Source organism: Martinezella lusitana, from assembly GCF_010668395.1.
Taxonomy (GTDB): Bacteria; Pseudomonadota; Alphaproteobacteria; order Rhizobiales; family Rhizobiaceae; genus Rhizobium; species Rhizobium lusitanum_A.
On sequence record NZ_WUEY01000014.1, the window covers coordinates 171,042 to 195,955 of the forward strand.

General features: G+C 56.1%; 18 protein-coding genes and 1 pseudogene. 12 read left to right on the plus strand and 7 right to left on the minus strand.

Going from position 1 to position 24,914, the window contains the following annotated elements:
- Positions 1-386: 386 nt before the first annotated feature.
- Positions 387-800 carry a BA14K family protein gene (locus GR212_RS25545; protein WP_163990792.1) on the plus strand — a complete coding sequence of 138 codons (414 nt, stop codon included), beginning with the start codon at positions 387-389 and terminating at the stop codon, positions 798-800.
- A 279-nt stretch (positions 801-1,079) separates the two neighbouring features.
- On the opposite strand, the gene mgtA is transcribed toward GR212_RS25545, so the two are convergent.
- Both mgtA and GR212_RS25555 read right to left on the minus strand, forming a co-directional pair.
- Positions 1,080-3,677, minus strand: a complete 2,598-nt coding sequence (gene mgtA, locus GR212_RS25550; RefSeq protein ID WP_432444405.1) for a magnesium-translocating P-type ATPase — start codon at positions 3,675-3,677, stop codon at positions 1,080-1,082.
- A gap of 1,498 nt (positions 3,678-5,175) precedes the next feature.
- Positions 5,176-5,766 (minus strand): sterol desaturase family protein, encoded by a 591-nt coding sequence (locus GR212_RS25555; protein WP_163990794.1) that lies wholly within the window; start codon positions 5,764-5,766, stop codon positions 5,176-5,178.
- 416 nt (positions 5,767-6,182) lie between these two features.
- On the opposite strand from GR212_RS25555, the gene GR212_RS25560 reads away from it, so the two are divergent.
- Positions 6,183-6,728, plus strand: coding sequence for a hypothetical protein (locus tag GR212_RS25560; RefSeq protein WP_163990795.1), 546 nt, complete (start codon positions 6,183-6,185; stop codon positions 6,726-6,728).
- A gap of 1,516 nt (positions 6,729-8,244) precedes the next feature.
- Here GR212_RS25560 and GR212_RS25565 read toward each other — a convergent pair.
- From GR212_RS25565 to GR212_RS25575, 3 genes are all read right to left on the minus strand, one after another.
- Positions 8,245-9,144 (minus strand): AraC family transcriptional regulator, encoded by a 900-nt coding sequence (locus tag GR212_RS25565; protein WP_163990798.1) that lies wholly within the window; start codon positions 9,142-9,144, stop codon positions 8,245-8,247.
- Between the two features lie 107 nt (positions 9,145-9,251).
- On the minus strand, positions 9,252-9,653 hold the full coding sequence (locus GR212_RS25570; RefSeq protein WP_163990799.1) for a hypothetical protein: 402 nt from the start codon (positions 9,651-9,653) through the stop codon (positions 9,252-9,254).
- Positions 9,654-9,920: 267 nt separating this feature from the next.
- Positions 9,921-11,111: an OpgC family protein gene (locus GR212_RS25575; RefSeq protein WP_163990801.1), complete on the minus strand. Its 1,191-nt coding sequence runs from the start codon at positions 11,109-11,111 to the stop codon at positions 9,921-9,923.
- 816 nt (positions 11,112-11,927) lie between these two features.
- Here GR212_RS25575 and GR212_RS25580 point away from each other — a divergent pair.
- On the plus strand, positions 11,928-12,902 hold the full coding sequence (locus GR212_RS25580) for a magnesium transporter CorA family protein (RefSeq protein WP_163990803.1): 975 nt from the start codon (positions 11,928-11,930) through the stop codon (positions 12,900-12,902).
- Positions 12,903-13,347: 445 nt separating this feature from the next.
- Entirely contained in the window at positions 13,348-14,964 is a 1,617-nt protein-coding gene (locus GR212_RS25585) for a GMC family oxidoreductase (RefSeq protein WP_163990805.1), read from the plus strand.
- A 15-nt stretch (positions 14,965-14,979) separates the two neighbouring features.
- On the opposite strand, the gene GR212_RS25590 is transcribed toward GR212_RS25585, so the two are convergent.
- Positions 14,980-16,476, minus strand: coding sequence for a PLP-dependent aminotransferase family protein (locus GR212_RS25590; protein WP_163990806.1), 1,497 nt, complete (start codon positions 16,474-16,476; stop codon positions 14,980-14,982).
- A 271-nt stretch (positions 16,477-16,747) separates the two neighbouring features.
- On the opposite strand from GR212_RS25590, the gene GR212_RS25595 reads away from it, so the two are divergent.
- From GR212_RS25595 to GR212_RS25625, 8 genes and pseudogenes are all read left to right on the plus strand, one after another.
- Entirely contained in the window at positions 16,748-17,854 is a 1,107-nt protein-coding gene (locus GR212_RS25595; protein WP_163990808.1) for an enolase C-terminal domain-like protein, read from the plus strand.
- On the plus strand, positions 17,851-19,323 hold the full coding sequence (locus GR212_RS25600) for an aldehyde dehydrogenase family protein (protein WP_163990811.1): 1,473 nt from the start codon (positions 17,851-17,853) through the stop codon (positions 19,321-19,323). Before GR212_RS25595 ends, GR212_RS25600 begins: the two co-directional genes overlap by 4 nt.
- A 209-nt stretch (positions 19,324-19,532) precedes the next feature.
- A complete protein-coding gene (locus tag GR212_RS25605) occupies positions 19,533-20,774 on the plus strand; it encodes an ABC transporter substrate-binding protein (RefSeq protein WP_204326749.1) in 1,242 nt (413 codons plus the stop codon).
- 47 nt (positions 20,775-20,821) lie between these two features.
- The gene (locus GR212_RS25610; RefSeq protein ID WP_204326750.1) at positions 20,822-21,712 is read left to right on the plus strand and encodes an ABC transporter permease; all 891 of its coding nucleotides are present in this window, start codon (positions 20,822-20,824) and stop codon (positions 21,710-21,712) included.
- Positions 21,709-22,518 (plus strand): ABC transporter permease, encoded by an 810-nt coding sequence (locus tag GR212_RS25615; protein ID WP_163990813.1) that lies wholly within the window; start codon positions 21,709-21,711, stop codon positions 22,516-22,518. The genes GR212_RS25610 and GR212_RS25615 overlap by 4 nt, the downstream gene beginning before the upstream one ends.
- On the plus strand, positions 22,518-23,603 hold the full coding sequence (locus GR212_RS25620) for an ABC transporter ATP-binding protein (RefSeq protein WP_204326751.1): 1,086 nt from the start codon (positions 22,518-22,520) through the stop codon (positions 23,601-23,603). Before GR212_RS25615 ends, GR212_RS25620 begins: the two co-directional genes overlap by 1 nt.
- 111 nt (positions 23,604-23,714) lie before the next feature.
- Positions 23,715-23,889: pseudogene (locus GR212_RS37245) on the plus strand (IS110 family transposase); the annotation flags it as partial.
- A 345-nt stretch (positions 23,890-24,234) separates the two neighbouring features.
- Positions 24,235-24,501 (plus strand): hypothetical protein, encoded by a 267-nt coding sequence (locus GR212_RS25625; RefSeq protein WP_163990815.1) that lies wholly within the window; start codon positions 24,235-24,237, stop codon positions 24,499-24,501.
- A gap of 114 nt (positions 24,502-24,615) precedes the next feature.
- On the opposite strand, the gene GR212_RS25630 is transcribed toward GR212_RS25625, so the two are convergent.
- The coding region (locus GR212_RS25630; RefSeq protein ID WP_163989652.1) for a hypothetical protein at positions 24,616-24,914 on the minus strand (299 nt) is incomplete at its 5' end.

Sequence of the window (24,914 nt, forward strand, 5' to 3'; positions counted from 1 at the left end):
GTTATCGGGATCAGAGGATGAACCTCGGCCGGCCAGGCGACAACTTGGGCGGTGAGTTGTTGGAGCAGCTCGACCAACGCAGGCCGATCGATAAGCTTCATCGATCATCACGGTTGACGCGATGAGGGAGCCGGGCAGCACCCGGGCGCACCGATCAAAGAAAGCCGAATATCGGCCACAGCAGGATCTGCGGTCGGAGCTTGTTCCGCGACAAGCAGTTCTGATGACTACGCGCCTCTTCAATGAAACAAAGAATTTCTGAACTTTCTATGAGAATATATTCCAATTTAAAGTTAATATATCAATATTAAGTGATGAAAGCATCAGTACCATTGTATATTACCCAATGAATAGCCATATAAACTACTGAATAGGAGAACATAAAAATGAACAAGCTAGCTCTCGGCATTGTGTCACTTGCTGCAGGACTTAGCAGCATTCTACCAGCCTATGCGTTCCCGATTGCTGAACTACCGATCACCCAGCAATCCGACGTAATCCAAGTCAGAAATTACGGACATCACGGCGGCCACATCTGGCACGGCCACGGTCACTATAACCATGGGTATTCCCGCTACAATCGTGGCTATGGCGGATATCGCGGTTACGATCACGACGGAAACGCCGGCGCCATTATCGGTGGCCTCGCAGCCGGCGCGATCATTGGCGGCGTGCTCGCTTCACAGTCGCATTATAATGGCGGCACTCACGCGCAGTCTTGTGCCAACCGATACCGCACATATCGAGCCTCGGATAACACATTTCAGCCAAACAGCGGACCGCGCGTCCAGTGCCGATAGACAGCCCACTCGTGATTAACGCCGGCAGTTCTGCTCTTTCGATTAGCAAACCCGGCCTTCGAATTTTGCGTTTCGAAACGTTCGGGCACCTTGCCTGCCGCTCCATCCACTTAACGCCACCTGATGAATGAACTTTCCGATCCCCGTATTGCCGCATCGATCTTTCGCCAGGAGTGGTCTCATTAATCGAAGCGGAACCCAATTCACTGCCGGTGACGGAGCCGCGACGCCGTCCAGCATTGGGCCTTTTGGATCCTTTCAAAGTCGATGGAATATTCTTTACGCGGCTTTCGGGGACGGCCAGACTGCCTGACCATCGCGCCCGGACACCAGTTTGCGGGTCGTCTTGATGGCCCACGGTTTCAATAGCTCCGCCAGAAGCAGATAGATTAAAACAAGGCCGCCGACGCTGGCCAAAACGGCGAATGATGGAATCACGAATCCAAACCAGGTTCCGATAGGCGTGAACGGAAGAGCTATGGCGACGAGCAAGGCGATCAAGGAAGATGCCGCGAGCATCGGTCGAGGCAGGTCCCGCCACGGCCTCCCATTCGTGCGAATGATGAAAATCACCAGGATCTGCGTCATCATGGATTCGAGGAACCAGGTCGTACGGAATTCGTCAGGCGCTGCCCTGAAAGCCCATATCAGGATGCCGAAGGTGAGAAAGTCGAATAGAGAAGACAGCGGTCCCATGATCGCGGCAAACCTGATCAATCCCCGCATATCCCATACCTGCGGCTTGGCTGTCGCCTCCCCCCGAACACCGTCAAACGGAACGCCGACCTCTGAGAAATCGTAAAGGAGATTGTTCAGGAGGATCTGCATCGGCAGCATCGGAAGAAACGGCAAGACCAGGGATGCCATGGCCATCGACAGCATGTTCCCGAAGTTAGAGCTTGCCCCCATGCGAATATATTTGAGGATGTTCGCGAAGGTTCGGCGCCCCTCTTCGACACCATCAGCAACAACTTCAAGATCGGATGCCAGCAGGATCATGTCTGCCGCCGCCTGGGCAACGCCGGTTGCTCCATCGACCGACAGTCCAATATCGGCCACTTTCAATGCCGGTGCGTCGTTGATGCCATCGCCGAGGAAGCCAACGACGGCGCCCTTCGCCTGCAGCGCTCTGACGATACGAGATTTCTGGTCCGGTGCCAGTCGGCCAAAAGCATCCACCGATTGCACCTGGATTGCCAGTGCCTCGTCACTCATCGACGCGATGTCCGCGCCGGACAGGACGCTTCGTGCGCTTAGTCCGACCAGGCCTGCCAATCGTCTGACAACCACCGGATCATCACCCGAGAGGATTTTCAATCTTATGCCAGCCGCAGCGAGGCGCGTGATTGCGGCGGCGGCCGTAGGCTTCGGAGGATCGGCAAAGGCGCAGAATCCCTCGAAGACCAGATCCGCTTCATCGGATGTTTCGACGTTTCGTACGGCTCCTTGCCATGGTCGCGAGGCGACCGCGATCGAGCGAAGACCGTCTTCGGCAAGCGCACGAACTTTCTCCAATGCCATCGTCCGTTCCTTATCTCCCATGGCGGAGGCAAAACCGCCGGCGCGCTGCCTGCTGCAAAGCGCCAGGACAGCTTCAGGCGCCCCCTTGATGATCAAAGTCGGCCCTTCGGGGCCATCCGCCAGAACCGAGCCCAAACGGCGCGTGAAATCGAAAGCATGACGGCCGGAGAGCGACCAACCATCGGACGCGCCGAGGCTTCCCTTCAGCAGGGCCGCATCGAGAGCCCCGCGATCGCCACCCAGATTGGCAGCAATCGCGCCCAATTTGGCCGCCCGCCCGTTATCCGCCCCTGTCGGGTCGAGGCTGCTCGCGAGCGTGATTTCGGCAGATGTAAGCGTGCCCGTCTTATCGGTGCACAGTACCGACATCGCCCCGAGGTCGTGAATTGAGGCAAGTCTCTTGACGATAACCTTCCGACCGGCCATGCGAATTGCGCCGCGTGACAGAGTGACGGTGGTAATCATCGGCAGCAGTTCCGGCGTCAGACCCACTGCCAACGCAACCGAAAATAAGAGCGTGTTCAAAATTGGCTGCCCCAACAGTGTCCGTGCGGCAACGATGACGACGACCAGAGCAAGCGTCAGCCTCGCAACCACAAGACCGTATTCATGCAAATCACGTTGGAACGGGGAAAGCGCCTGTTCCTCTATCAGTGCGGAAGCGGCCGCGCCGAAGATTGTCTGGCCGCCGGTGCCGACGACCAGTGCGATTGCCTCACCTGTCTGCGCCACGGCCCCCCGAAACAAAGCATTGGATGCTTCGCCGACATTGGGTGTGGCGACAGCACCTGGCCGCTTTTCAACCGGATAGGGTTCCCCGGTCAGTGCCGCTTCGTTCGCAGTGAACGCATTGCTTTCCATGACCAGACCGTCGGCAGGAATAATATCGCCTGCACGGACCCGAATCATATCCCCCGGCACCACATGTTCAACGCTCACTTCGACGAAGACCCCGTCGCGTTTGACTTCGGCTTTAAGCGCCACGGACCTCCTGAGCGCTTCCGCAGCCTTGACCGCGTGACCTTCCTGTATCGTATCCAGCCCAATCGATAACACCAGAATGGCAACTATGATAAATCCGCCGGTGATGTCTCCGGTTGCCATCGAAACGAAACCGGCGACGAAAAGAATGAGCGAAAGCGGTTCCAGCATCCGCCGCATAATGGCTCTTGGCAGCCCCGTCGCTTTCGCGATGGCGTCGCTATTCGGACCATATTGTATCTGACGGTTGGTCGCGTCCATGGTCGTCAATCCGTCGGTCTTGCAATGAAGTAAACCGCAAAGCGCCTCCGGCGTCTGCGTCCAGAACATTGAATGGGGCGTCATCGCCGTCTGCAGCACAGTCGCTTTGGTCATTAACTTTTCTCCTCCAACGGAACCGCGCCTGATTGCATCTACGACGGGCCAGTGTATTTGCCGCTATTCATCGACAGCCCGAGCAACACAACGCATTGCAAATTCGCTCCGTCTTAACGAAGCCCTGTTCACGCTATCAAAATAGCTCAGGACAGGTGCTACCGGGAGAGACGGAATCTACTCGGCGAAAACACCGGCTGCGGCAGGAAGAACACGCTGCAACAAAACCTCGGCAACAGGGCGAGATTCCGTTGGATTGAGTAGGATCCGGGACTATTTCATCAGGCAACGATAATGGCGCCGTCTTCGCATCTTTGATGATGGGTGGCAGTACCGAATATAAAGACGGAGAACTCGGGATCGCCACCGGGGAAGGTAAGCCTCCTCCACGGGAATCGGCAGAGCCTAGGAGCACAATTCGCCGTCGTCTTATACGAGCGTTTCTTCAACCAAAGATGAATCGGCGTCACGCGTGGAATTCCTGCCCGCTAGGGTGCAAGTGAAACGGATATTCTCTACGGTCTTATTGCGGTTTGAGCCCGAGAAATCTGATAGCACCGGCGTCGCTCCGCTTCCATTCAAATTGCTCCGAGCCTAAGTCGAGTCGACACCTCCAGTTCCTCGACAAAACCGAGCGTGGCTCGAAGAGCAGCTGCCTCATTCAAAACCGTTGTTCCGTGATCCCTCACCGCAATAGAAAATTCGGCCTCGCCTGCGAGTGCATGCAATCGGACACTGTACACGAGCCAGGCATCTCTTCGTTCTTCGATTTTGATTACCTCAACATTTTCCATCATCTCACTCCTGTGAACGGAAGTTCCATAGCGAGATTCTACGGATTTTCTCATGTCAATTCGATTGGACCGTATCTGATCAGCCACAAGCAATCTAATGCTCAATGACGATCCAATTTGATGGCCGCCGTTATCAGGTCTCGTTCAAAAATATGTGCGCGAAGAGCGCGATTAAGGTCAATTAATTGATCTTCCGCCAATCGGCTAGGCTCTCCACGCAACAGAATACCTCTTATATCCGCCTCTTGGGAGGAAACGAGCTTCTGGTCTTCGGCGATTTTCCGGCGAGAAAGCTCAAGGGTGTTTGGCGTAAAATCCATGAAATAATATAGCACATAGTGGCAGGTATTGTCCTGCTCTTTCGTCTATATCATGGCTTATCTTTTGATCTAATGGTTATGGATTTGTCATTATCTTCCGGCTGCCTTATCCTATCATAGCTTCACATCACGATAACATCTACATAGCTCACAGTTTTTGGTGGAGGTATATGTGATTCCATTTTGATAGTTGCGTAATAATATGGATGCGCGTGGCACCATGCGTCTTGCATCAGCGACATCTGAAACGGTTACATGATGTACGTCTGCATGATAGACGCGCGCGACAGCGATCACCTTCATTATCTCTTTGTCCTGAGCGCGTTGTGATGTCGCTCGAAGCCGCATCTTTCTCTGCTCACTTAAGCGTGATGGTTAAGCTTGTCAGAGCCAGGGGCGCCTTTTCCCGCTTTCCATGCCGTGGTCGGGCAGCTCGGTACCAAATACATAGTCCCAGACCGGCGACGAAACTCCATAATTTCCCTCATCGATCGAAGCGTGGTGTTGTGCGTGCCTCCGCTTCGCACGGTAAAGGTATGTACCGTGCCGGATCCGCCAGTGATGCATGGCATGGTGCATCAGGCCATAGATTAGATATCCAAGCGTCATACCGACGGTGAATCCCGTCGCCGGACCAAAGCCGAAAAGCCACCATGACGGCAGGAGCACACCTGCAAACATGAACGAAAGACTGAGCCAGATCGGCGTATCGATCAGTTCCTTCGGCGAGCGGTGATGCTGATCGTGCATCTCGCGGATGAACATGACGTGATGCAGTATGAAGCGGTGAATGATATATTCAACCAATGTCCACACAGCAGCACCGACTATGACAGTGGCTAGCCATCGCAACGGACGTCCATCGAAATCTTTCATCAAATAGGCTGCGGATAGCCCCGCGACAACAAGAGGATAGACAACGAAGTCCATGTAGTAGGCAAAGCCTTTGAGCATATAAACGGATGGACGCTTCATGAAACCTGCCTGCTGGATGTCGCGAGGTGACTCGCCATTTAGTATTCTGACCTTTTACAAAGGCGGTACATTTTCCAAGAGAGATCGACATTAGCATAGCGGCGTCCCCCTTGATGCCATCAATTGCTGCTCGCCGCCCTTTATTCCTTGGAAACCGATGGCTGAGGGGGGCGTTGCAATCGTTTACCAGGCATGGACCTTTCGCAAAGCGGGACATGCCAACACCATCTTTACGGTTGTCGCGGAATACGCGGCTCCCAGTGCGCCATCGAGAGAAATCCAAAAATCAATGTTAAGACGGATATGCGAGGCTGCTTACTTGCATTCAAATCCGCTCCCGTCGGAACTATCGGCTCACCAGCTCGTTTTGCTGCGTGTGGCGCCACTATGCGACCTCCCCAAAAGGAAAAAATCCGATGTCAAACAGCGTGCTTCAGAGCGGAGGTAAGCCTTCGGAAGAAGACTCTGCTGCCCCTAGCGTCCAATCAGTCGAGAGCCAGGCTCAGTTGCGCGATGCCGCAAGGGAGTCGTCGATCCTCTTACAACGCGGCGAAACACTCACCCTCTATCGACTGGTTCCTATTGCCGCTGTGAACGATCATAACTGGGATCTTGCGCCCTCCTACGGAGAGGTACTGGTCGCGGCCCGTACGACCGGCGACGCGCGTGTGGTAGCAGCGGCCTTTGAGGTTAATTACATAAGGGACAATTCGATGCCAGGCGAGAGTATCGCTGCCATGGGCGCGAGCGCCTTTCGAAACGAGAAACTCTACACGGTTATCGAAATCGACAGGCATCGCATCGATCTTGCTCGCGGAGTCGTGGCGCTCCTAAGCGCGGATTTGCTTGCCGACGACGCTCTGCGAACCGATTTCGCTATGCGCGCACACATCGATCGACCTCGCGACCCTTCAGCGTTGCAGCGGTGGGATAACGAGGGCGGGGCACAAGGGGCCGTCTAAAATAGAGTCGTCCTGCATGTATTGGCTGCTTGGATTTTCAGAAAGCCGATCGCGCCCTTCTTTTCCCGCAGGTTGCCATAGCATCGTCCTTGCAGACGCGCTTCACGAGCGACGTAAAAATCTTGATTCGCCATGGTGACAGTCAATCAGCCACTGGCCCATGGGCTTGGCACTAGACGGCTAGCGGCGTCGATGCCGTCATCCGTCTTTGTGAAGAGGCTGAGCTTTTGCTCTTACGTCATCGCCGTCGGCGTCAGAGCTTTCTCCATATGTATCGCTGAAGGTCTCGGCTCTTGCAGAATATCTCGCGCTCTTGCGAACCCATCGGGGCGATAGCAGACGATAGCATTCTCAAACCCGAGGTGATCGATATTTCAATCACGGCTCTTGAGAAGAGCAGGCGCCACCCATCGCGAATAGTGCAAGATTCTTAAGGAAGAACGCCGTAAGATGAATATACCTAAGGGCAAGCACGCGGCAGGCATCTGAGTAGTTTCCGAGCCTGCCGGCAATACTTGTCTTTGAGTAGGTTCGGCTTCACCGTTCAGTTCTGTGGGCTCAGCAAATCAAATCGTGATGAGGTCTCGGTAAGGAACGCTCACCGTGCGGGTCAACACCAGAGGTGTAGACGATTTTACTCATTGTCATTTTAAGGGTGCGCAACCATGGAATACCTAAAGGGTCTCACCAAGGGCATCCTGTCCTCTAATGAGGTGGATGTTCTTATCCAAATATATGATCGCGTGACTAATCAGCCTTGGTTTGCCTCTAACGCATATAGTCGTGAAGGTTTCGCTATGCGCTTAGTCTGTTTATTTCGATATGGGATTGTCAATCCAGCTCATCTCGAAAGAATCTCGATAGTTTGGTCATTGAAAGACTTTGATAGCAACATGACGACCGCCCGGGGGGCAAAGCTGAAGGCGCTATATTAAGTGCTAATTGAACAATCGTGCCGCTGACGGCGCATCCGTCTGGAAAACTTCCTTTCAACCCACAGCATGGCTGCCGCAACGGGCAACGTGAGCGGCCGCCGTGCAAGAGGCTACTCACAATATCGGCCTCGTCTCAGGGCTTTTCCTTCAGATCCTCTGCCTCCTGAGACGCCTGCCAGAAAGAGAAAGAGGAAAGCGCCTCGCGATGAACCCTTTGAGCTTCTCAGGGCAATCTTTCCTCAATGCTTTGCGAGGTAACTGCTGCCGAACGTTTGCAAGCGTTATTTAACATATAGAACTTCGCTGATTTCAATTTGAACGCCTCGTCGAGGATCCTGGCATGTATCGATCCATTCTTCGACCCAGCACATTTTTTTGTAACCGACATTTTACCGTTTTATCTTTCCCATATCGTAATCAGGTGGCCGCCCGTTGTAAGGCAGATCGATGGAGAGATCTGGTTCAGCCAAACGTGATATTCCGCCGCTTTCAGCGCCGGCGAAGGACGTAGCTGTCCGTGCGGCGACGATCTCGCACGCGTGTTACCTGAGGGATTAAGCAAGACGCTGCGGCATTATCCCCTACGGTCGCCTTAGCGGAATGACATTCGCCGGACCGTTCGCAGCATTTCTCGGGATATCGCCTCCATCCCAATCGCGCACGATCATCTTTCGATCGCCTCGCTCCAAGCCGCTCGCTCCCGCATCATCAAAGTATCGCGCTGGCGTCGTTCCAAGCATTCGCCTGAACATGGAGATGAAGGCGCTCACACTCTCATAGCCAAGATCGCCGGCGATGTTGGTGACCTGTTCACCTTGCGCAAGTCGCTGCAGCGCGAGGCCAATATGCAGTTGCTGTCGCCAGCGAATGAACGACATGCGCGTTTCGCGCTGGAAGAGTCGGCTTAGCGTTCGATTACTTGCACCAACGCGGGCGCCCCACTCATCGATGGTAAAGCGCAGGCCTGGATTCTCAATCATGGATTCGGTCAGCCGGCGGAGCCTCCTGTCGTTCGGCATCGGCAGGTGAATGGGCTCGGGCGGTGCCGCGTCCAATTCATCGAGCAGCACGGATATGAGCCGCGTCTCGCGCTCGCGATCCATGTTCGCCAGCGGCGTTTCAGAATCGAAGCGCAGAATGAGTTCGCGGAGGAAGGGCTGCACGAACAGAATGCCGCAATTCTGATCAAGCGGAGCGGCCAGAGCCGGATCAATATACAGGCTTCCGATCTTGATGTGACCAGCCACCCTGCCGGCGTGGAAAACGCCGCTCGGTATCCACAAGGCACAATGCGGCGGGACCGTCCAAATGCCACCCGCGGCCTGCACCGTCAGTACACCACCGATCACGTACATCAATTGCGCCTTGTTGTGCCGATGAGACTCCGTCTCACCCACGAAAGTCGTTTCGGTGATGAGACTAAAGACGGGGCGTGGAATATAGTCCACTTCGGCGGCGCCGGATTTATGCGGAAACTCCATCACATCATCCCAATCCGTGCCTCAGGCCGGTCAACAGTGTATAGTTCCCCGTTATCGCGAGTGTTTCCCTTTGAAAGTGCGGGGATAATACCACTGAATATTGCGCCTCAGGCGGCATGTTTTTCAAGCAAAACCATGCCTTTGGCCGCGGCACTCTCCTCGTCGGCTGCAAACTGGACGGAAAAGCCCAATGCTTTGCTTGCCGCAGCCGCAGCGATCCGTGCAGCGGTATTTGCTGGAGAATGGCCTTCGATCACAATCAATCCGAGGCAATATTTCCTTATCCGGTCTTTGATCCGCTTGAAGAACAACGCCTTTGCCTTGCGCTCTTCGGGAGTTTCATCATCGTGATCGTGCGTAGAGTGATCTGCGATCAGGACGAACGGCGTCTGCTTGTCCAGGAGGCTTTCAAGCTGGCTATTCCTTTCCTGCTGCTCATCGATGGAGGAACCAAGTTCTTCGTGCGCGCGCAGGAATACGAGTGGAAAACGGGAGTCGTCTAGCAGCATCGTCTATTACCTTTCATTGACCGGACGAGAGCCGAAGGCCGCTGAAAGCCGACATCGCTATTCGGTCAACAAGGCAGCCCGCGGACAATGACTGACGTGCTTACTTATATCACGGGCAGTATTTCGGCCGCTCTCGTGGACCTGCCAACAAATATCGCGATCCCGCCACGGGCGTGGTGCGGGCGCTGCCATGAAGAATGCTTCCCATACTACATCCTCTTCCTGACGACTCAGGATCAATGATGCGCCACTACTCTGAGATCACACTTACCCGTTGACCAGCTTTCCGGGTGGTCCTCCTATGAAACGGTTGCGTTCGCGCCAAAGCGCCGGTATCGAAAGCATCATGATAGAGATCAGCGCGATCAGCGTCTTGGTGATCTGCGAGAACTCAGGCGTCTGCTGATCGACATAGAAGACGATATAGACGATCGCCACATGCCAGACATAGACATGCAACGAGTGGCGGCCGAGCAACCGCAGGAAGCTTAGAGAGAACAGCCAGGTCACACCGGCGGCAAGACGGCGTACGTGGACGTTCCGGTGACGCGGACCTGCCATCAGCAGCCAAACCAGGCCAATAGCGACGGCGGGAAAGTTCAACAAGTATACCGGCCCGAAATCGGCGCGGATCTCCATTGTCGCGAACTTATCGAGCACAAATTGCGGTAGGAGCTCGTGCGCGGAAGAAATCCGCAGCGGCAGAAAAAATAGGCAAATGATCAAACAGATCTTCGGGAGGAGGGTCGCCTCGGGCCGGAAGATCTTCGACCAATCGATTGTTCGGTTGGCCGTCAGGACGCCGGCCATCAGACCGGAAAAGAAGACGATCTGCCAGCCGAACAGGTTGAAGCTGACCCGGATTCCCTCCTCGTCGCTGCCCATGATCCAACGATTGACTATCTCTGTCGCCAGCCGCTGCAGGCCAAGTTGCCCAGTGATCCACAATATCAGCGCGCCCACGGCGACATAGGGCCATTTACCGTTCATGCAGAGCCAGATGACTGGCGGCGCGAAGACCATGTAGACGACATATTGCGGCAGGATATCCATGAAGGTCGGCTGGAACAGCAGCGCACCGATCGCCGCCAGCCGCAACGGCTCGTCGAAGTTCGTATAGCCCAGCCAGTCGTGCCAGATGCGGTAGGCATCTGGGAGCAACATCTGAGCTACCAACACGACCATGACGATACCCATGGCATAGCGATAGAGCTCGAAGGCACGATCCCATATCTTCTGGCGCGCCTGCTCGTAACCCGCCTTGGCCATCTTGCGGCTATAGACCATGCCGACCAGCAGGCCGGACAGGAAGACGAACCCTTGCGCGTCCTCCACAAAGGCAAGTTGATCGTGATTGACGAGCAGCATCCAATAGCCACCGACAAAAACGAGATGGTTGATCAGCATGAAAACCAGGAAATAGCCACGCAGGCCATCGATGATTTCATAGCGTTTCATGTTCTGCTTCCGTCACCGATGCGGCGGGCTCGGTCCGAGAGCCCCATGGTAGGATTAGTAAGCTAGGCTGAACGTCAGATGAACGAAACATCCGGTGTGAAGATTAGGGATTGGCTCGCGAAGTCGTGATCAGACATCTTTGCGAATCTGGTCTCATTGATCGACCGACGATATTGAAGAGACCGTCACCCTTCACGAAAGCCATGATATGCTCCTTGTAGCGTAGCTCGGACTTTGCCACGCAGTCGCACATGCCTCAGCGTCCTGCTCTTTAAGTGAGCGCTCGGCGCCCTACCAAACAGAGAAAGCGTTCTCAGCGCATTTGCCAATCGAGGTCCGTTTGGCTTGCGTGCGGATTCCGTCAAAGTCTTTCGAATCGTTCTAATACCTTACGCGGGTGGGCGTTTTGCAGGTGCAACCTTTGAGCCAGTCGTCGCCTCAACTGGTTGATCTCTTCGTCAAGACACGTCACTTCGTCAACGAAAGCCCCGACGTGCTGGAAGGCATGTCGTTGTTGACAGAACTTGTAGCCGCTGCGCGTGCGACTTTTGCATCGGTCTGATGTTTCGCCATCCCTCCTGGAGCTCCGCGCCACAGTGTGGCAAAGGGCTTTTTTTCTTCTTGCGCCTTCGTGCCGAAGGTTGGGCATTCATTGGCATATGAACTATTTTATCCACCAGGAACGTGGTCGAGGCTACGCCGAACAGTTTGCAGTAAAAGCGGCCAACACCTGTATGAATGTTCCTCCAGAAGATCTCATATTCCCACAGCTTGCATTAGCTATAATCAGATTCGATTAAGGGGTTTCAGCGAACGATGTTGAAAGAATTTACGAACCACACCGGCAACCACACGTTCAAATCAGAAGGGGCAGCCGACCGTATCGTCTGGATAGACCTTCTTGAGCCTTCTCCCACGGAGGTGGCAAATGTAGAAACCCTTATCAGCGCCAAACTTCCGTCGCTTGGAGCTCTCAGCGAAATCGAATCTTCCAGCCGGCTCAAGAGTGAAAACAGCGTATTGTATATGAGTACGCCGTCGGCTGCGCAGCGACCGGAAGGGGCACGGGTGACGCCTCCACTGGGGTTTGTCCTGTCAGCCGATCGACTGGTTACGGTGCGATTTATGCCATTGCCTGCTTTCGATACAGTCGCCGGGAAATTCGCCGACCAGCATAGTGCTCCCAAGTCAGGAGTCGAAGTCTTCACAATGCTTTGCGAGGAGATCGTCGATCGTGTCGCTGATGCACTCGAACATCTGGCAGCCGAATTGAATGGTCTATCGGCCGAAACGTTTCACGCTGACGACACCCGTGGTCGCCAGGCCGCCAAGGCAAATCGTATTCTGAGAGTCCAGTTGCGCCAGGTAGGGCGCCTGGGTGACCGGCTCTCCGAACTACGGGACGGCTTGCAAGGCTTGGGACGTATCGTTGCCTATGCCGATGAGAGTGCGTGTAACTGGTCGGGCGGAAAACTAACGCAACGCATCGTCAGATTACGCCAGGACATCCATTCTCTATCCGACTACGAAGAGCAACTTGCCAACAAAGTGCAATTCGTCCTGGATGCGCTGGTCGGCCTAATCGGCATAGCTCAAAATGATGTCTTCAAAGTTTTGACGATTGTTTCGATCGTTGGCATTCCGCCTACCCTGTTGGCGGGTGTCTACGGCATGAATTTTAAAAACATGCCGGAATATGATTGGACATGGGGATACCAGTATGGCTGGGTAGTAATCCTTATTAGTGCCATCGTACCGTTGATTTGGTTCAAGGCAAAAGGCTGGTTTTAGAGCAGTTCATTGCTTATCGGAATTAGGGCGGGGTTCCCAGATCACCAGAGTTGTGCTTCACGATGGATGCTGGAATGGGCCTGTATCGAGGACCCGCCCTTGTTCGAATGATCATCGTGAATGCGTAAATACCATCTGGCAATTCATGTGTCGGGAAAGCTTGAGGTTCAAAAACGCTACTCGTCCTTCAGCGGGGCCGCGTCTCCGGGCATCCTCCCAGCCGAGGACTTAACATTTAAGCCCATCCTTCCCGTTATGGGGATCAGATTCAATCGAAATTTGGGGTAACTCCCCATTTTGATACGAATTGGCAACCCGCGATTTCTCGGGAGTGTTGCGACGGCCCAAAACTCCGCGGAATTGGCTCTATAAGGTTCCAGAAGTGGCTGCTTTCTACCATTTCTTCACATGCTACATGACATCGTGAAAGCGTAGGGAGAGGGAATTGGCAGATTTTGATTTTATCATCATAGGCGCTGGATCGGCTGGTTGTCTGCTTGCAAATCGACTGACGAGATCGGGACGTTTCCGCGTGCTGCTGCTTGAGGTCGGCGGGAGCGACCGTCGTTTCATGATCCATATGCCAATCGGATATGGGCACAGCTTTTATAATTCCAAGATCAACTGGCGCTTCGAAACAGGGCCGCAGGACGCGCTGGCCGGACGCACAAGCTATTGGCCCAGGGGCAAGGTCCTGGGAGGATCTTCATCGATCAACGCAATGGTCTATGTGCGGGGCCAGCGGAACGATTTCGAAGATTGGCGAGCGGCTGGCAATGTTGGCTGGGGTTGGGACGACGTTCTTCCCTATTTTAAGTCCATAGAGACGTTTGAGCGAGGCGGTGACGCCTGGCGAGGAGACAAGGGCGAATTCTTCGTCTCCGATATGACATCTGCCGTGCATCCGCTTTGCAGCGACTGGCTCCGGGCAGCTGAACAAGCAGGTTTCCGCCGTACGGCGGACTATAACGGCGAAGATCAGGAAGGCGTCTCGGCCTATCAGATCAGCGTTAAGCGCGGTTTTCGTGTTTCCTCTGCCACGGCGTTCCTTTATCCGGCGGCTCAGCGGCCCAATCTGAAAGTCCTCACCGAAGCTCTGGCCACTCGCGTCCTCTTCGATGGGCAGGCTGCAATTGGGGTCGAATTCGAGCAAGGAAACAAGAAACAGCAGGTTTTCGCGCGGCGGGAGGTCATCCTGTCTGCAGGAGCCGTCCAGTCTCCCACCCTGCTCCAGCATTCAGGTGTCGGCCCCGGCGAACTTCTTCAAAAATTTGGCAAGCCCGTCGTGAAAAACATGCCGGCGGTTGGTCGCAACCTTCAGGATCACTTGGGCATCGACTATCTTTATCGCTCGCGCCGGCCCACACTCAATTCGCTTCTCCGTCCCTGGTGGGGACGTTTCATGCTCGGCGCGCGATACATCCTGTTCCGTGACGGACCGCTTTCCCAGAGCGTCAATCAGGCGGGTGGGTTCGTCAAATCTTCTGCCGATCTCGATCATGTAGACACTCAGCTTTATTTCTCGCCCGTCAGTTACAGCAAGCCCACGCCGGGCGTTCGCCGCCTGACGATGCCGGACCCGTTCCCGGGGTTCTTCATTGGCATCCAGCCTTGCCGACCGACAAGCCGGGGATTCATCGAGATTGGATCGGCTGAATTCAAGGCGCCTCCGGTGATCGAGCCCAACTACCTCGCCACGCAAGAAGACATGCAATCCATGATCGCCGGCGTGCGTCTTATTCGCCGCATCGCCGAGCAGTCGGCCATGCAAGCCATCATTATCGATGAGATGAAGCCCGGAAAAGATGTTCAAGGCGAACAGGACCTTATCGCCGATATACGTGCTCGCTCAGGAAGCGTTTTCCATGCGTCCTGCACATGCCGCATGGGACCGGACGATGGAGCGAATGTGGTGGACGCGCGATTGCGGGTTCACGGGATTGGCCGATTGCGTGTCGTCGATGCGGCGGTTTTTCCCAATCTGACGTCAGGCAACACAAACGCGCCGACATTGATGGTGGCGGAAAAAGGCGCAGCGATGATCCTGGAAGACAATCGATAGAACAGACTGGCTGCATCAGCCACGATTCGCCTCCAATACGCGCGCCAGTGTCTGAGCGCCTTTTTCTATCATACGAACGTCGATCGCACTCACACCGAGAACAAGGCCGCGCTCGACGTTCGACTGATCGATGCAAAATCGGCCGATAGGCGAAACGACAAGACCGGCATTTGCGGCATCGACCGCTATTTGATCTTCGTCCATCGTCGGGGCGGCGAAGGTGCCCACAACATGGAATCCGGCCACGGACTTCCTCACGTTTAAAAGCCCCTCAAGATGACGCTGCGCGGCTTCTTGGAATGCAGCATGGCGTTCGGCATAAATTTCGCGCATGTGCCGCAGATGAGTTGCGAAGTGTCCTTCCTCTATGAATGCGGCCATGACTGCCTGAATGCTGGACGGCACGCCCTGAAGAAATGCGCCGGAAATTCGCTGAAACACAGGCGCCAATTGTTTTGGAACGATATAGAATCCGAGCCTGAGAGACGGGAACATCGTCTTGGAGAACGTCCCGACATAAATCACTCGCTCTCCTGCGTCTCCACTTTTCAAGGTAGGAAGAGGCCTGTTGTCGTAGCGAAATTCTCCATCGTAGTCGTCTTCGATGATCCAGGCTCCGTGCTTGATGGCCGCGGCCAGAAGTTCGGCCCTACGCTCCAGGCTCATTTCCACACCCATCGGATGCTGGTGCGATGGTGTTACGAAGGCCAATCGGAAATTGGGCGCAAGACGCAATCCATCGGCGACCGAGAGACCCTGCTCATCGACCGGGACGGGAACTATATGTGCGCCGCAGGCAATCAGACTATTGCGGGCACCGATCGCGCCGGGATTCTCGAACCATACAGGATCCCCTGGATTGAGAAGCAGGCGCCCGATCAGGTCGAACGCCTGTTGCGCTCCGTTGACGATAAATATTTGCTCGGGATCACAGAAGATACCTCGGTTCGAGCGAAGATGTTCAGCAATAATGGCTCTCAGGCGAGGATCGCCTTCGGCATCGGAGTATCCCATTATCTGTTCGCGAGGTTCGCGCCAGTATTTGGCAGTTAGTCGCGCCCATATTGCGAGCGGAAAAGCGCCATAATCCGGCAACCCTGTCATGAAAGGCCGTGGCGTACGCGGATGCGACAACCGCTGGAGAAAGCGCGGTGAGGCATCCGAGATGATATCCGCCAGCGTTGTGGACATCGGTACACCCGGCGTATCGACCAGAAGCGGCTGTCCGGGCCGGGTTGCGGCGGCCATGTTCGAGATATACGAGCCCGAACCCGTTCGGGATTCAATAAGCCCCTCGGATGTCAGACGCTCGAACACGGCCATGGCCGTCGTTCGCGAAATACCGAGTTCCTTGGCAAGTATGCGCGTCGAGGGCAGCCGCTTGCCGCCTGCAAGATCGCCCGAAAGTATCAGTTGACGCATTGCACCGTAGACTTGTGTCGTAATGGACTTACCGAGCGAGCGATCGACGGCGATGGAGAATAACAGTTCACCCGATGATCTTTTGACCATTTCCGGCGGCTCTCACCTTGCTTGATTGGACACGTCGCTTCCACAGGCGAAGCTGAAGCTATTGTCTTCTTCGATAAAATTGCGATCCCGTGTGCGACGCCGATTTCTCCAATTCGCACAAAGTTCGATCCTTCAACATGGCCACCACCGTCTGACGAACAATCGTACTAGACCGGCTACCCCATTTTTCGAAAGTGGACCTAACCGCCTTTTCCGATGTTCGATAGGAGGGACAGCAGGCTTTCATCAGGCTGTATCGAGGAGACCGGAAGTGAAGATAAAGCGCATAGAAACATTCGCAACCTCTTTCATCGGTTTCGTTCGGATCACAACCGACGACGGCAAAGAAGGTATCGGCCAGGTATCCACGTACAATTCCGACATCACCTCGACCATTCTGCATCGTCAGGTCGCTCCGTATGTATTGGGCGTCGAGTTCGATGATATCGATGCCCTGACCGAACGGGTGATCGAGCGCGAGCACAAATTTCCCGGGTCCTACATGAAGCGAGCGCTCGGCGGCCTCGATACGGCGATATGGGATTTGCGCGGAAAAGCTGCCGGTTTGCCTGTCACGAGCCTGCTGGGCGGCTCGCCAGGTAAATTGCGCACTTATGCATCTTCGATGAAGCGTGACATCACGCCAAAAGCGGAGGCTGAACGGTTCCAACGCCTTCGCGATCGATTCGGGTTCGACGCCTTCAAATTCCGTGTGGCTGCCGAATACGGTCACGACGTGGACGAGTGGCCGGGACGTACCGAAGAGATCATTCCCACGATTCGGAAATCACTCGGCGATGAGATGGCGCTGCTTGTCGATGCAAACAGCGGTTTCAGTCCCGGGCGCGCCATCGAAGTGGGGCGGATGCTGGAGGACAGCGGCATTGAACACTTCGAAGAGCCTTGCCTCTACTGGGAACTGGAGCAGACAAAGGAGGTCGCCGACACTCTCGACATAGCAGTAACCGGCGGAGAGCAGGACTGCGAGATCGCCACATGGCGTCACATGATCCAGATGCGCGCGGTCGATATCGTTCAGCCTGACATCCTCTATCTCGGAGGCATCAGCCGCACCCTGCGCGTTTGCGCGATGGCGAAGGCTGCCGGCTTGCCGGTGACGCCGCACAGCGCTAATCTCGGTTTGGTCACGTTGTTCACCATGCATTTGCTGCGCGCTATTGAAGGCGCCGGCAAATACCTGGAGTTCTCGATTGAAGGGCCGGACTACTATCCCTGGCAGGATGGGCTTTTCGTCAATTCCCCTTACACGGTGGAAGACGGCATGGTCACCGTTACGGAGGCACCTGGCTGGGGCGTCGAGATCGACCCTGAATGGCTTGCGAAATCCAGTTATCAGGTGAGCGAGGCTGAACAATGACAATTCGATCCTCAGGCATAGTTTCGGAAACATGGCCTTCCGGGCATTTCATCGACGGCACATGGCGCAAGCCGGTGTCAGGCAACCTGATGGAGACATTCGATCCCGGGAAAGCCGAACCACACGCGCTGTTTGCAGCGGGAACATCGGAAGACGTTTCGGATGCCGTCGCCTCTGCCCGGCGCGCCCAGGAGACCGTCTGGGGAAGGTCACTCCCGGCCGAGCGCGGGCGCATCCTAATGCGCACCGCCGAGTTGCTCCGGGCGAATACGGAGCGTCTGGCACGGGCCGAGGTACTGGATAGTGGCAAGACGCTGGAGGAGGCGCGCGGCGATGTCCGCGGGTCGGCACGGACGTTCGAGTACTACGCTGGCGCCGCCGACAAGCAAGAGGGCAAAGTCTATCCGCTGGGGCCTGATTATACATCTTATTCCATCGAAGAGCCGGTCGGCATCACGGCGCATATCGTACCCTGGAACTACCCGCTTTCGACGGCTTGTCGTTCGATCGCGCCGGCGCTCGCAGCCGGCTGCACCGCGATCGTGAAACCCGCCGAGCAAACACCTTTGACCGCGTTGCTTCTGGCGGAAATTCTCGTCCAGGCCGGTTTGCCGCATGGTGTCTGCAATGTGGTGACAGGAACCGGAATTTCAGCCGGCGCTCCTCTAGTTTCCCATCCGGACGTCCGCCATGTGACATTTACGGGTTCAACGGTCACCGGTATCAACGTCATGAAAGCCGCGGCGCAAAATATCGCCTCGGTAACGCTGGAACTGGGCGGCAAGTCTCCCAATATCGTGCTGGCCGACGCGGATATCGATCTGGCGCTGACGAATGTCGTTGGCGCGATCTTTGAAAACGCCGGCCAGATTTGCTCTGCCGGCTCGCGTCTGGTCATCGAGCGTTCCATTCATGCCGAGTTCATCGAGCGGCTGGTCGCGCAGGCGCGCAAGCTGAAGATCGGCCATGGGCTGACGGAAGGTGTCAACTTCGGCGCGATCAACTCGAAGGAACACCTGAACAAGATCGCGTCCTATGTCCAGGGGGCAAAGGCGCGCGGGGTCGAACTCGTGACCGGCGGACACGAGACCGTGGACCTCGCAACCGGCAAGGGATGGTTTTTCGAGCCGACCATTTTTGACACCGCGGAATGGACCGATCCGATCGTTCAGGAAGAGATATTCGGACCGGTGCTGGCAGTTCAAGTCGTCGATAGTGTCGAAGAAGCAGTCGCCGCGGCCAACTGCACGAATTATGCGCTTGTGGCGGGTCTCTTCACAAAAGACCTCTCCAAGGCGCATCGCATTGCGCGAGATGTCGACGCCGGGCAGGTTTTCGTCAACGAATATTTCGCGGGCGGAGTAGAGACCCCTTTCGGCGGCAACCGGCGATCCGGCATTGGCCGAGAAAAGGGCTTGATTGCGACGGCCAGTTACTGCCGAACGAAATCCATCACGATGAAGATTTGAGCCTCTTTCGTCATCGACAGCCTATCGTCATCGAGGGAAGTGGAGCTTATCTTACCATGTACGGCCGATATAAATGGTATGCCAATCCTTCGAAACTGGCCCTATTCGCATGGCTACAACCTTCATACCATTAACCGGAACAAATTTCGGAACAGGAAGGAGATGATGCGGCGCAAAGCAGCCATTTGGAGCTGACTGGAGCATCAGCGATGCTGATCATCCCGCATGCCGACCACAACTTAATCATAATGAAAACCAGCTTGCTATCGCCTTCTTGCGAGGCGCGTATCAGGACTACAGAGGGAGGAGAAAAAATGAAATCTATTGCATCCACCAGCCAGGGCCTAGCCACAACAACTATGTTGTGTGGGGCGGTCGCGATGGCTTTCGGCCTCGCCGGCGTACCGCAGAGCGCACGGGCCGCCTCAGCAGATAATACTGCGACCAGCGTCTCCGCATTTGGCGGCATGGATGGGCTGATTGCCGCTGCCAAGAAGGAAGGGGAATTGAACGTCATCGCCCTGCCGCCGGACTGGGCGAACTACGGCGAGATGATCAAGACCTTCCAGACCAAATACGGTATCAAGGTCAACAGCGCCCAGCCGGACGCCGATAGCCAGGACGAACTTAACGCTGCAAAGCGACTGCTGGGACAGAACCGCGCGCCTGACGTCTTCGATCTCGGCATCAATGTCGCCTTGTCGGCCGTATCGACCTTCGCGCCCTACAAGGTCGCGGGATGGGGTGACATTCCCGACAACCTCAAGGACGCGAATGGCGCGTGGTTTGCCGACTACGGCGGATATGCCTCGATCGGCTATGACGCCAAGCAGGTCCCGGCGATCACCAACGTCGCGGATCTTCTCAAGCCCGAGTTCAAGGGAAAGGTAGCGCTTAACGGCAATCCGACGCGCGCATCCGCCGGTTTCCACGGCGTGATGATGGCTTCGCTTGCAAACGGTGGCTCTGCTGACGATATCGCTCCGGGTGTGGAGTTCTTCAAGAAGCTGCATCAGGCCGGCAACATGCTACCCGTCGACCCGACGCCTGCGACCATTGCCTCCGGGCAAACCCCCGTTGTCATTGACTGGGAGTATCTGAACCTAGCGCAATCCAAGACATTGAAGGGCTCGATCGACTGGAAGGTCGTGGTCCCGCCTGGTGGGCCGGTCGGCGCCTATTATGTGCAGGCGATCAATAAGGATGCCCCGCATCCTGCTGCCGCGCGCCTGTGGCAGGAGTTCCTCTATTCCGACGAAGGCCAGAACATCTGGCTTCAGGGCTTTGGCCGGCCGGTACGACTCGATGCCATGACCAAGGCAGGTACCGTGGACAAGACGGCGATCGGCCAGCTTCCCCAGGTTGACGGAAAGCCTGTCGTCCTAAGCCAGGACCAGCTCAAGAAGGCGCAGGATTACCTCAAGGAGCATTGGGATCAGGCGGTCCAATGATAGCAGGCAAGCCGCAAACGCGCTTCTCGCTCCCTGACGGGAGCGGGGTGTCCGCGCAAACTGCACCGGCCCGGAAGGTGCCGGTGCGGCGTCGCTTCAGCTTCGATCAGCTAGGTGTTCTGCCCTTCTTCATCTTTGTATCTCTGTTCCTTTTCTGGCCAACGCTTGTCGTCGTGACGGGGGCCTTTGAAACCTCCGAGGGCGCCTTTACCCTGAACAATCTTGTCGACGCGGTCTCCAATCAGAACCTACACGTCTTCATGCTGTCGATCATGCTGTCGGCCATAACGGCGATTGCAGGTGCCGTGTTGGGCGGGCTGCTCGCCTGGGCCGTCGCGACCGGGCCGCGCCACGGCCTGCTGCGCCGCGCCGTCCTTGCCGCGTCGGGCACGCTGGCGCAATTCGGTGGCGTCATGTTGGCCTTTGCATTTCTTGCTACCTTCGGCTTCAACGGCTTCGTCACGCTGTTTCTGAAGCAGCAGATGAGCGTAGACATTTTCGCCTGGGGGCAATGGCTCTATTCGCTACCGGGCCTGGCGCTGGTCTACACCTATTTTCAGATACCGTTGATGGTCATCGTGTTTTTGCCTGCGATCGAAGGTTTGCGCCCGCAATGGCGCGAAGCCTGCGAGACGCTGGGTGGCGGCGAGATCGCCTATTGGCGACATGTCGGCCTGCCCATTCTCTGGCCGTCCTTCGCGGGCGCCACGCTCCTGCTTTTCGCCAATGCCTTTTCCGCTTACTCTACAGCCGCAGCCCTGCTCTCTCAGGCCGATCCGCTCGTGACCTTGCGCATCGGGACCTTTCTGACCAGCGAAGTGGCGCTCGGCCAGGAAAATCTGGGAGCCGCGCTCGCCTTTGGCATGATCATCATAGTCGTGACGACAACGGTTCTTTATGCGCTGCTCAAGGCCAGAACCAGCCGGTGGCTTGCATGACCAGTCTCGCTCAGGCCCGCGCGCGAAGGGGTGAAAAGATTCTGCGGCTCGTGATCCTTTTCTCGGTTTTGGGGTATCTCCTGCTGCCGATGCTGGCCATGTTCGAATTCTCCACCCGCGGTGCCGGCGGCCAGCGTACTTTGGCCGCCTGGACGGAAATCGGTACGAATCCCGATCTCTTGGGCGCCATTATTCTTCAGCTTGAGCTTGCAGTGCTGACGGTGTTTCTGGCGCTCGCACTGCTCGTGCCGACGATGATCCTGGTGCGGCTACGGCGCCCCGGTCTCAATCGTGTGCTGGAGTTCATTTGTCTCTTGCCTTTGACGGTGCCTGCGATCGTCCTCGTCGTCGGACTGGGCCCGGTCTACGGCCTGATCGGGCGGTTCGTCAGCGAATCCCCGCTAACGCTCACCTTCATCTACGTCATTCTGGTCCTGCCCTATAACTACCGCGCCATCGCTTCGGGGCTAGATACGCTTGATCTGGCGACCCTGTCGGAGGCAGCTCGTGTCTTCGGCAGTTCCTGGAGCGGTGTGATCTGGCGGATCGTGGTACCCAATATCCGCGGCGCTCTTCTTGCTGCTGGGCTCATCTCGGTCGCGCTGGTTCTTGGAGAGTTTACGATCTCCTCGCTTCTCAGCTTCGAGACGCTTCAGGTCATCATCAACGAGATTGGCAAGCGCAATGCAAGCGTCGCCGTTGCCGTATCGCTCGCAGCTCTCTGCTTTGCCTTCATACTGCTGTTCATTCTGTCCTTCGTGGGGCAGCGTCCGGAAGCCCGGGAAATCGCCGAAAAAGAGGAATAATGATGGCTATGTCTCCGGCTCAGTTCGGCAATGGTGCAACCGATGGCGGCGTTCCTGTCCAGCTCGTGGATCTTCAACGGCGATACGGAAGCATTCGCGCCCTGGATGGATTGAGCCTCGATATCCGCCCAGGCGAATTGGTGGCGCTGCTCGGCCCCTCCGGCTGTGGCAAGACGACGGCGCTTCGTGCCGTCGCCGGGCTAGAGCGGGTCGATGACGGCAAGATTGTCATTGGAAGCACCGACGTCTCGCAACTGGCGGCGAGTGGCCGTGACATCGGCATGGTTTTTCAGGCCTACAGCCTGTTTCCGCATATGACGGCGCTGGAGAATGTGGCCTTTGGGCTAATGATGCGCAGGATGGGAAAGACCGAGAGAAAGCGGATCGCAAGCCATTTTCTCGAGGTTGTTGGCCTGGCTGACCGCGCAGAACGCTATCCGCATCAGCTTTCTGGCGGGCAGCAGCAGCGTGTTGCTCTGGCGCGCGCGCTTGCAATTCAGCCAAGCGTGTTGCTGCTGGACGAACCCCTTTCCGCGCTGGATGCCAAGGTTCGCACACAGCTACGCGATGAAATCCGCAGGATTCAATTGGAGCTGCGGACGACGACCTTATTCGTTACGCACGACCAGGAGGAGGCAATGGCTACAGCCGATCGTGTCGCAGTGATGCATGCAGGGCGGATCGAGCAGATCGCGACCCCGAGTGAACTTTATGAGCGCCCCTGCTCGCAGCGTGTTGCCGAATTTGTTGGCCTTTCCAATCGGCTTCGTGGTGAGGTGCGTAATGGAATGGCAATGGTACTCGGCTGCGCAATTCCCGTCCTTGAAGGTTCCGTCGCCAGGGGGGCGGCAATCGTCCTCGTTAGACCGGAGTGTCTCGATCTCGTGCCGGATGCGCAAGGCACAGGCCGTGTCGTCGCTGCAAGCTTCCTCGGTCCTATAGCTCGTGTGCAGGTGAGATTACATGATGATACCTTGGTGCAGGCGCAGATCCCCAGCGCGGACGTTGCCCGCTTCGGTCACGGCTCGAGTGTAAGGGTTGTCGTGCGCCCGTTACCCGCTCTTGCCGTAGCAGCACGTACGTGACGGAACGCTGCGACGGCTTCATATATCCCTCGCTCAAGAGTGCGGGCGGCGGCGACCAAGATATGTCCCGTCCCTCGACAGCGAGCCTTTGATCATATTGATCTCGTCTATCGTCGTGAAGTGTTGATCGAGACGCCCGATAAAAAGGCGACAGTGTCATGTGAGTGTGCTGAACAATGTCGACAAGTTCAATTGCGTGATCAATCTGTCGCGAAGCTATCAGCGATCCGTCCTCGTCGCCTTCGAGGTAGCTGGCAATGATCACCGCGCATTGGCAGAACAGATTCTGAGCGATTGATCCCCGAGAACGACTTTCTTGGCGCAATGTTTGCCGGTCGCGATATCAGTCAGGCTCATTTTGGTGCGAAGGTTGCGGAAATTACACATTGATACAGAAGTCGGTTCAGAGAGCTCGAGTCGCCTCCTCCATGCTAGTTGGATGGCGCAACCTTCGATGCAAAGATCTTCCTAAAACTTGAACGCGATATTCTGGGAGGGTATGGCGGCGGTAGAAGGCAAGGATATGATTGTCGATGATATTGAGAAGGCTGTTGCGCTGATCGAGGAGATTTGTGACCGGCTCTAAAATGACCGAGATAAACAAGGTTCCTGTGGTGCGAGGAGGTGTTTGATGACGAAATGCCAACAACTGTCCGATGACGATCTATTGCTGGCGATCGAACGCGCACGGGTCGCGATTGAGGGTCAGAAGCTTGTTTTGGCCAAGCTGGTCGCCGGCACCCTAGAATTTCAGGATACAGTTGACCATCGCGAACTCGTTGACACGCATATTTTGACGCGCGCCATGCAGGAATCAGACCTCCGTGACTTGGAGGCCGAATGGCAGCGCCGACATGACATGCATCGATACACTTTATACACTGCTGTGGAGATGTAGAACGTCAACGGCCTCGCCGTAGGCAAGACTTAGATTCATGGAACCATGAGACCAGATCAATACATCGCCTCCGCAAGGACATGCGGAGGCGATGTTTGCGTCTTTCCGTCTCGGCTAGAACTTCTTCGCCGCCGAGACCTTTGCGCCGACGGATGTCTCGCCGTCGCCCTCGATGTTGAAGAGGAGGCTGGTGTCGAGCATCCAGAAATTGGCCGTCTGCAGGGTCAAGCCGGCCGTGACCGCACCGAACGCACCCGCGCCGTCGAGGCCGGAGAAACCGCCGGTGACCCCGAGCTTCGGCGTCAGCTTTGCACCGCTTTCGAGCGTGAACGACCTGGCGATCTCCGCGCCGAGGCTGACGCGGAACTGCTCCTCGTCGAAGCCGTCGATGGTGAGGGCGTCGCCGGCACCGT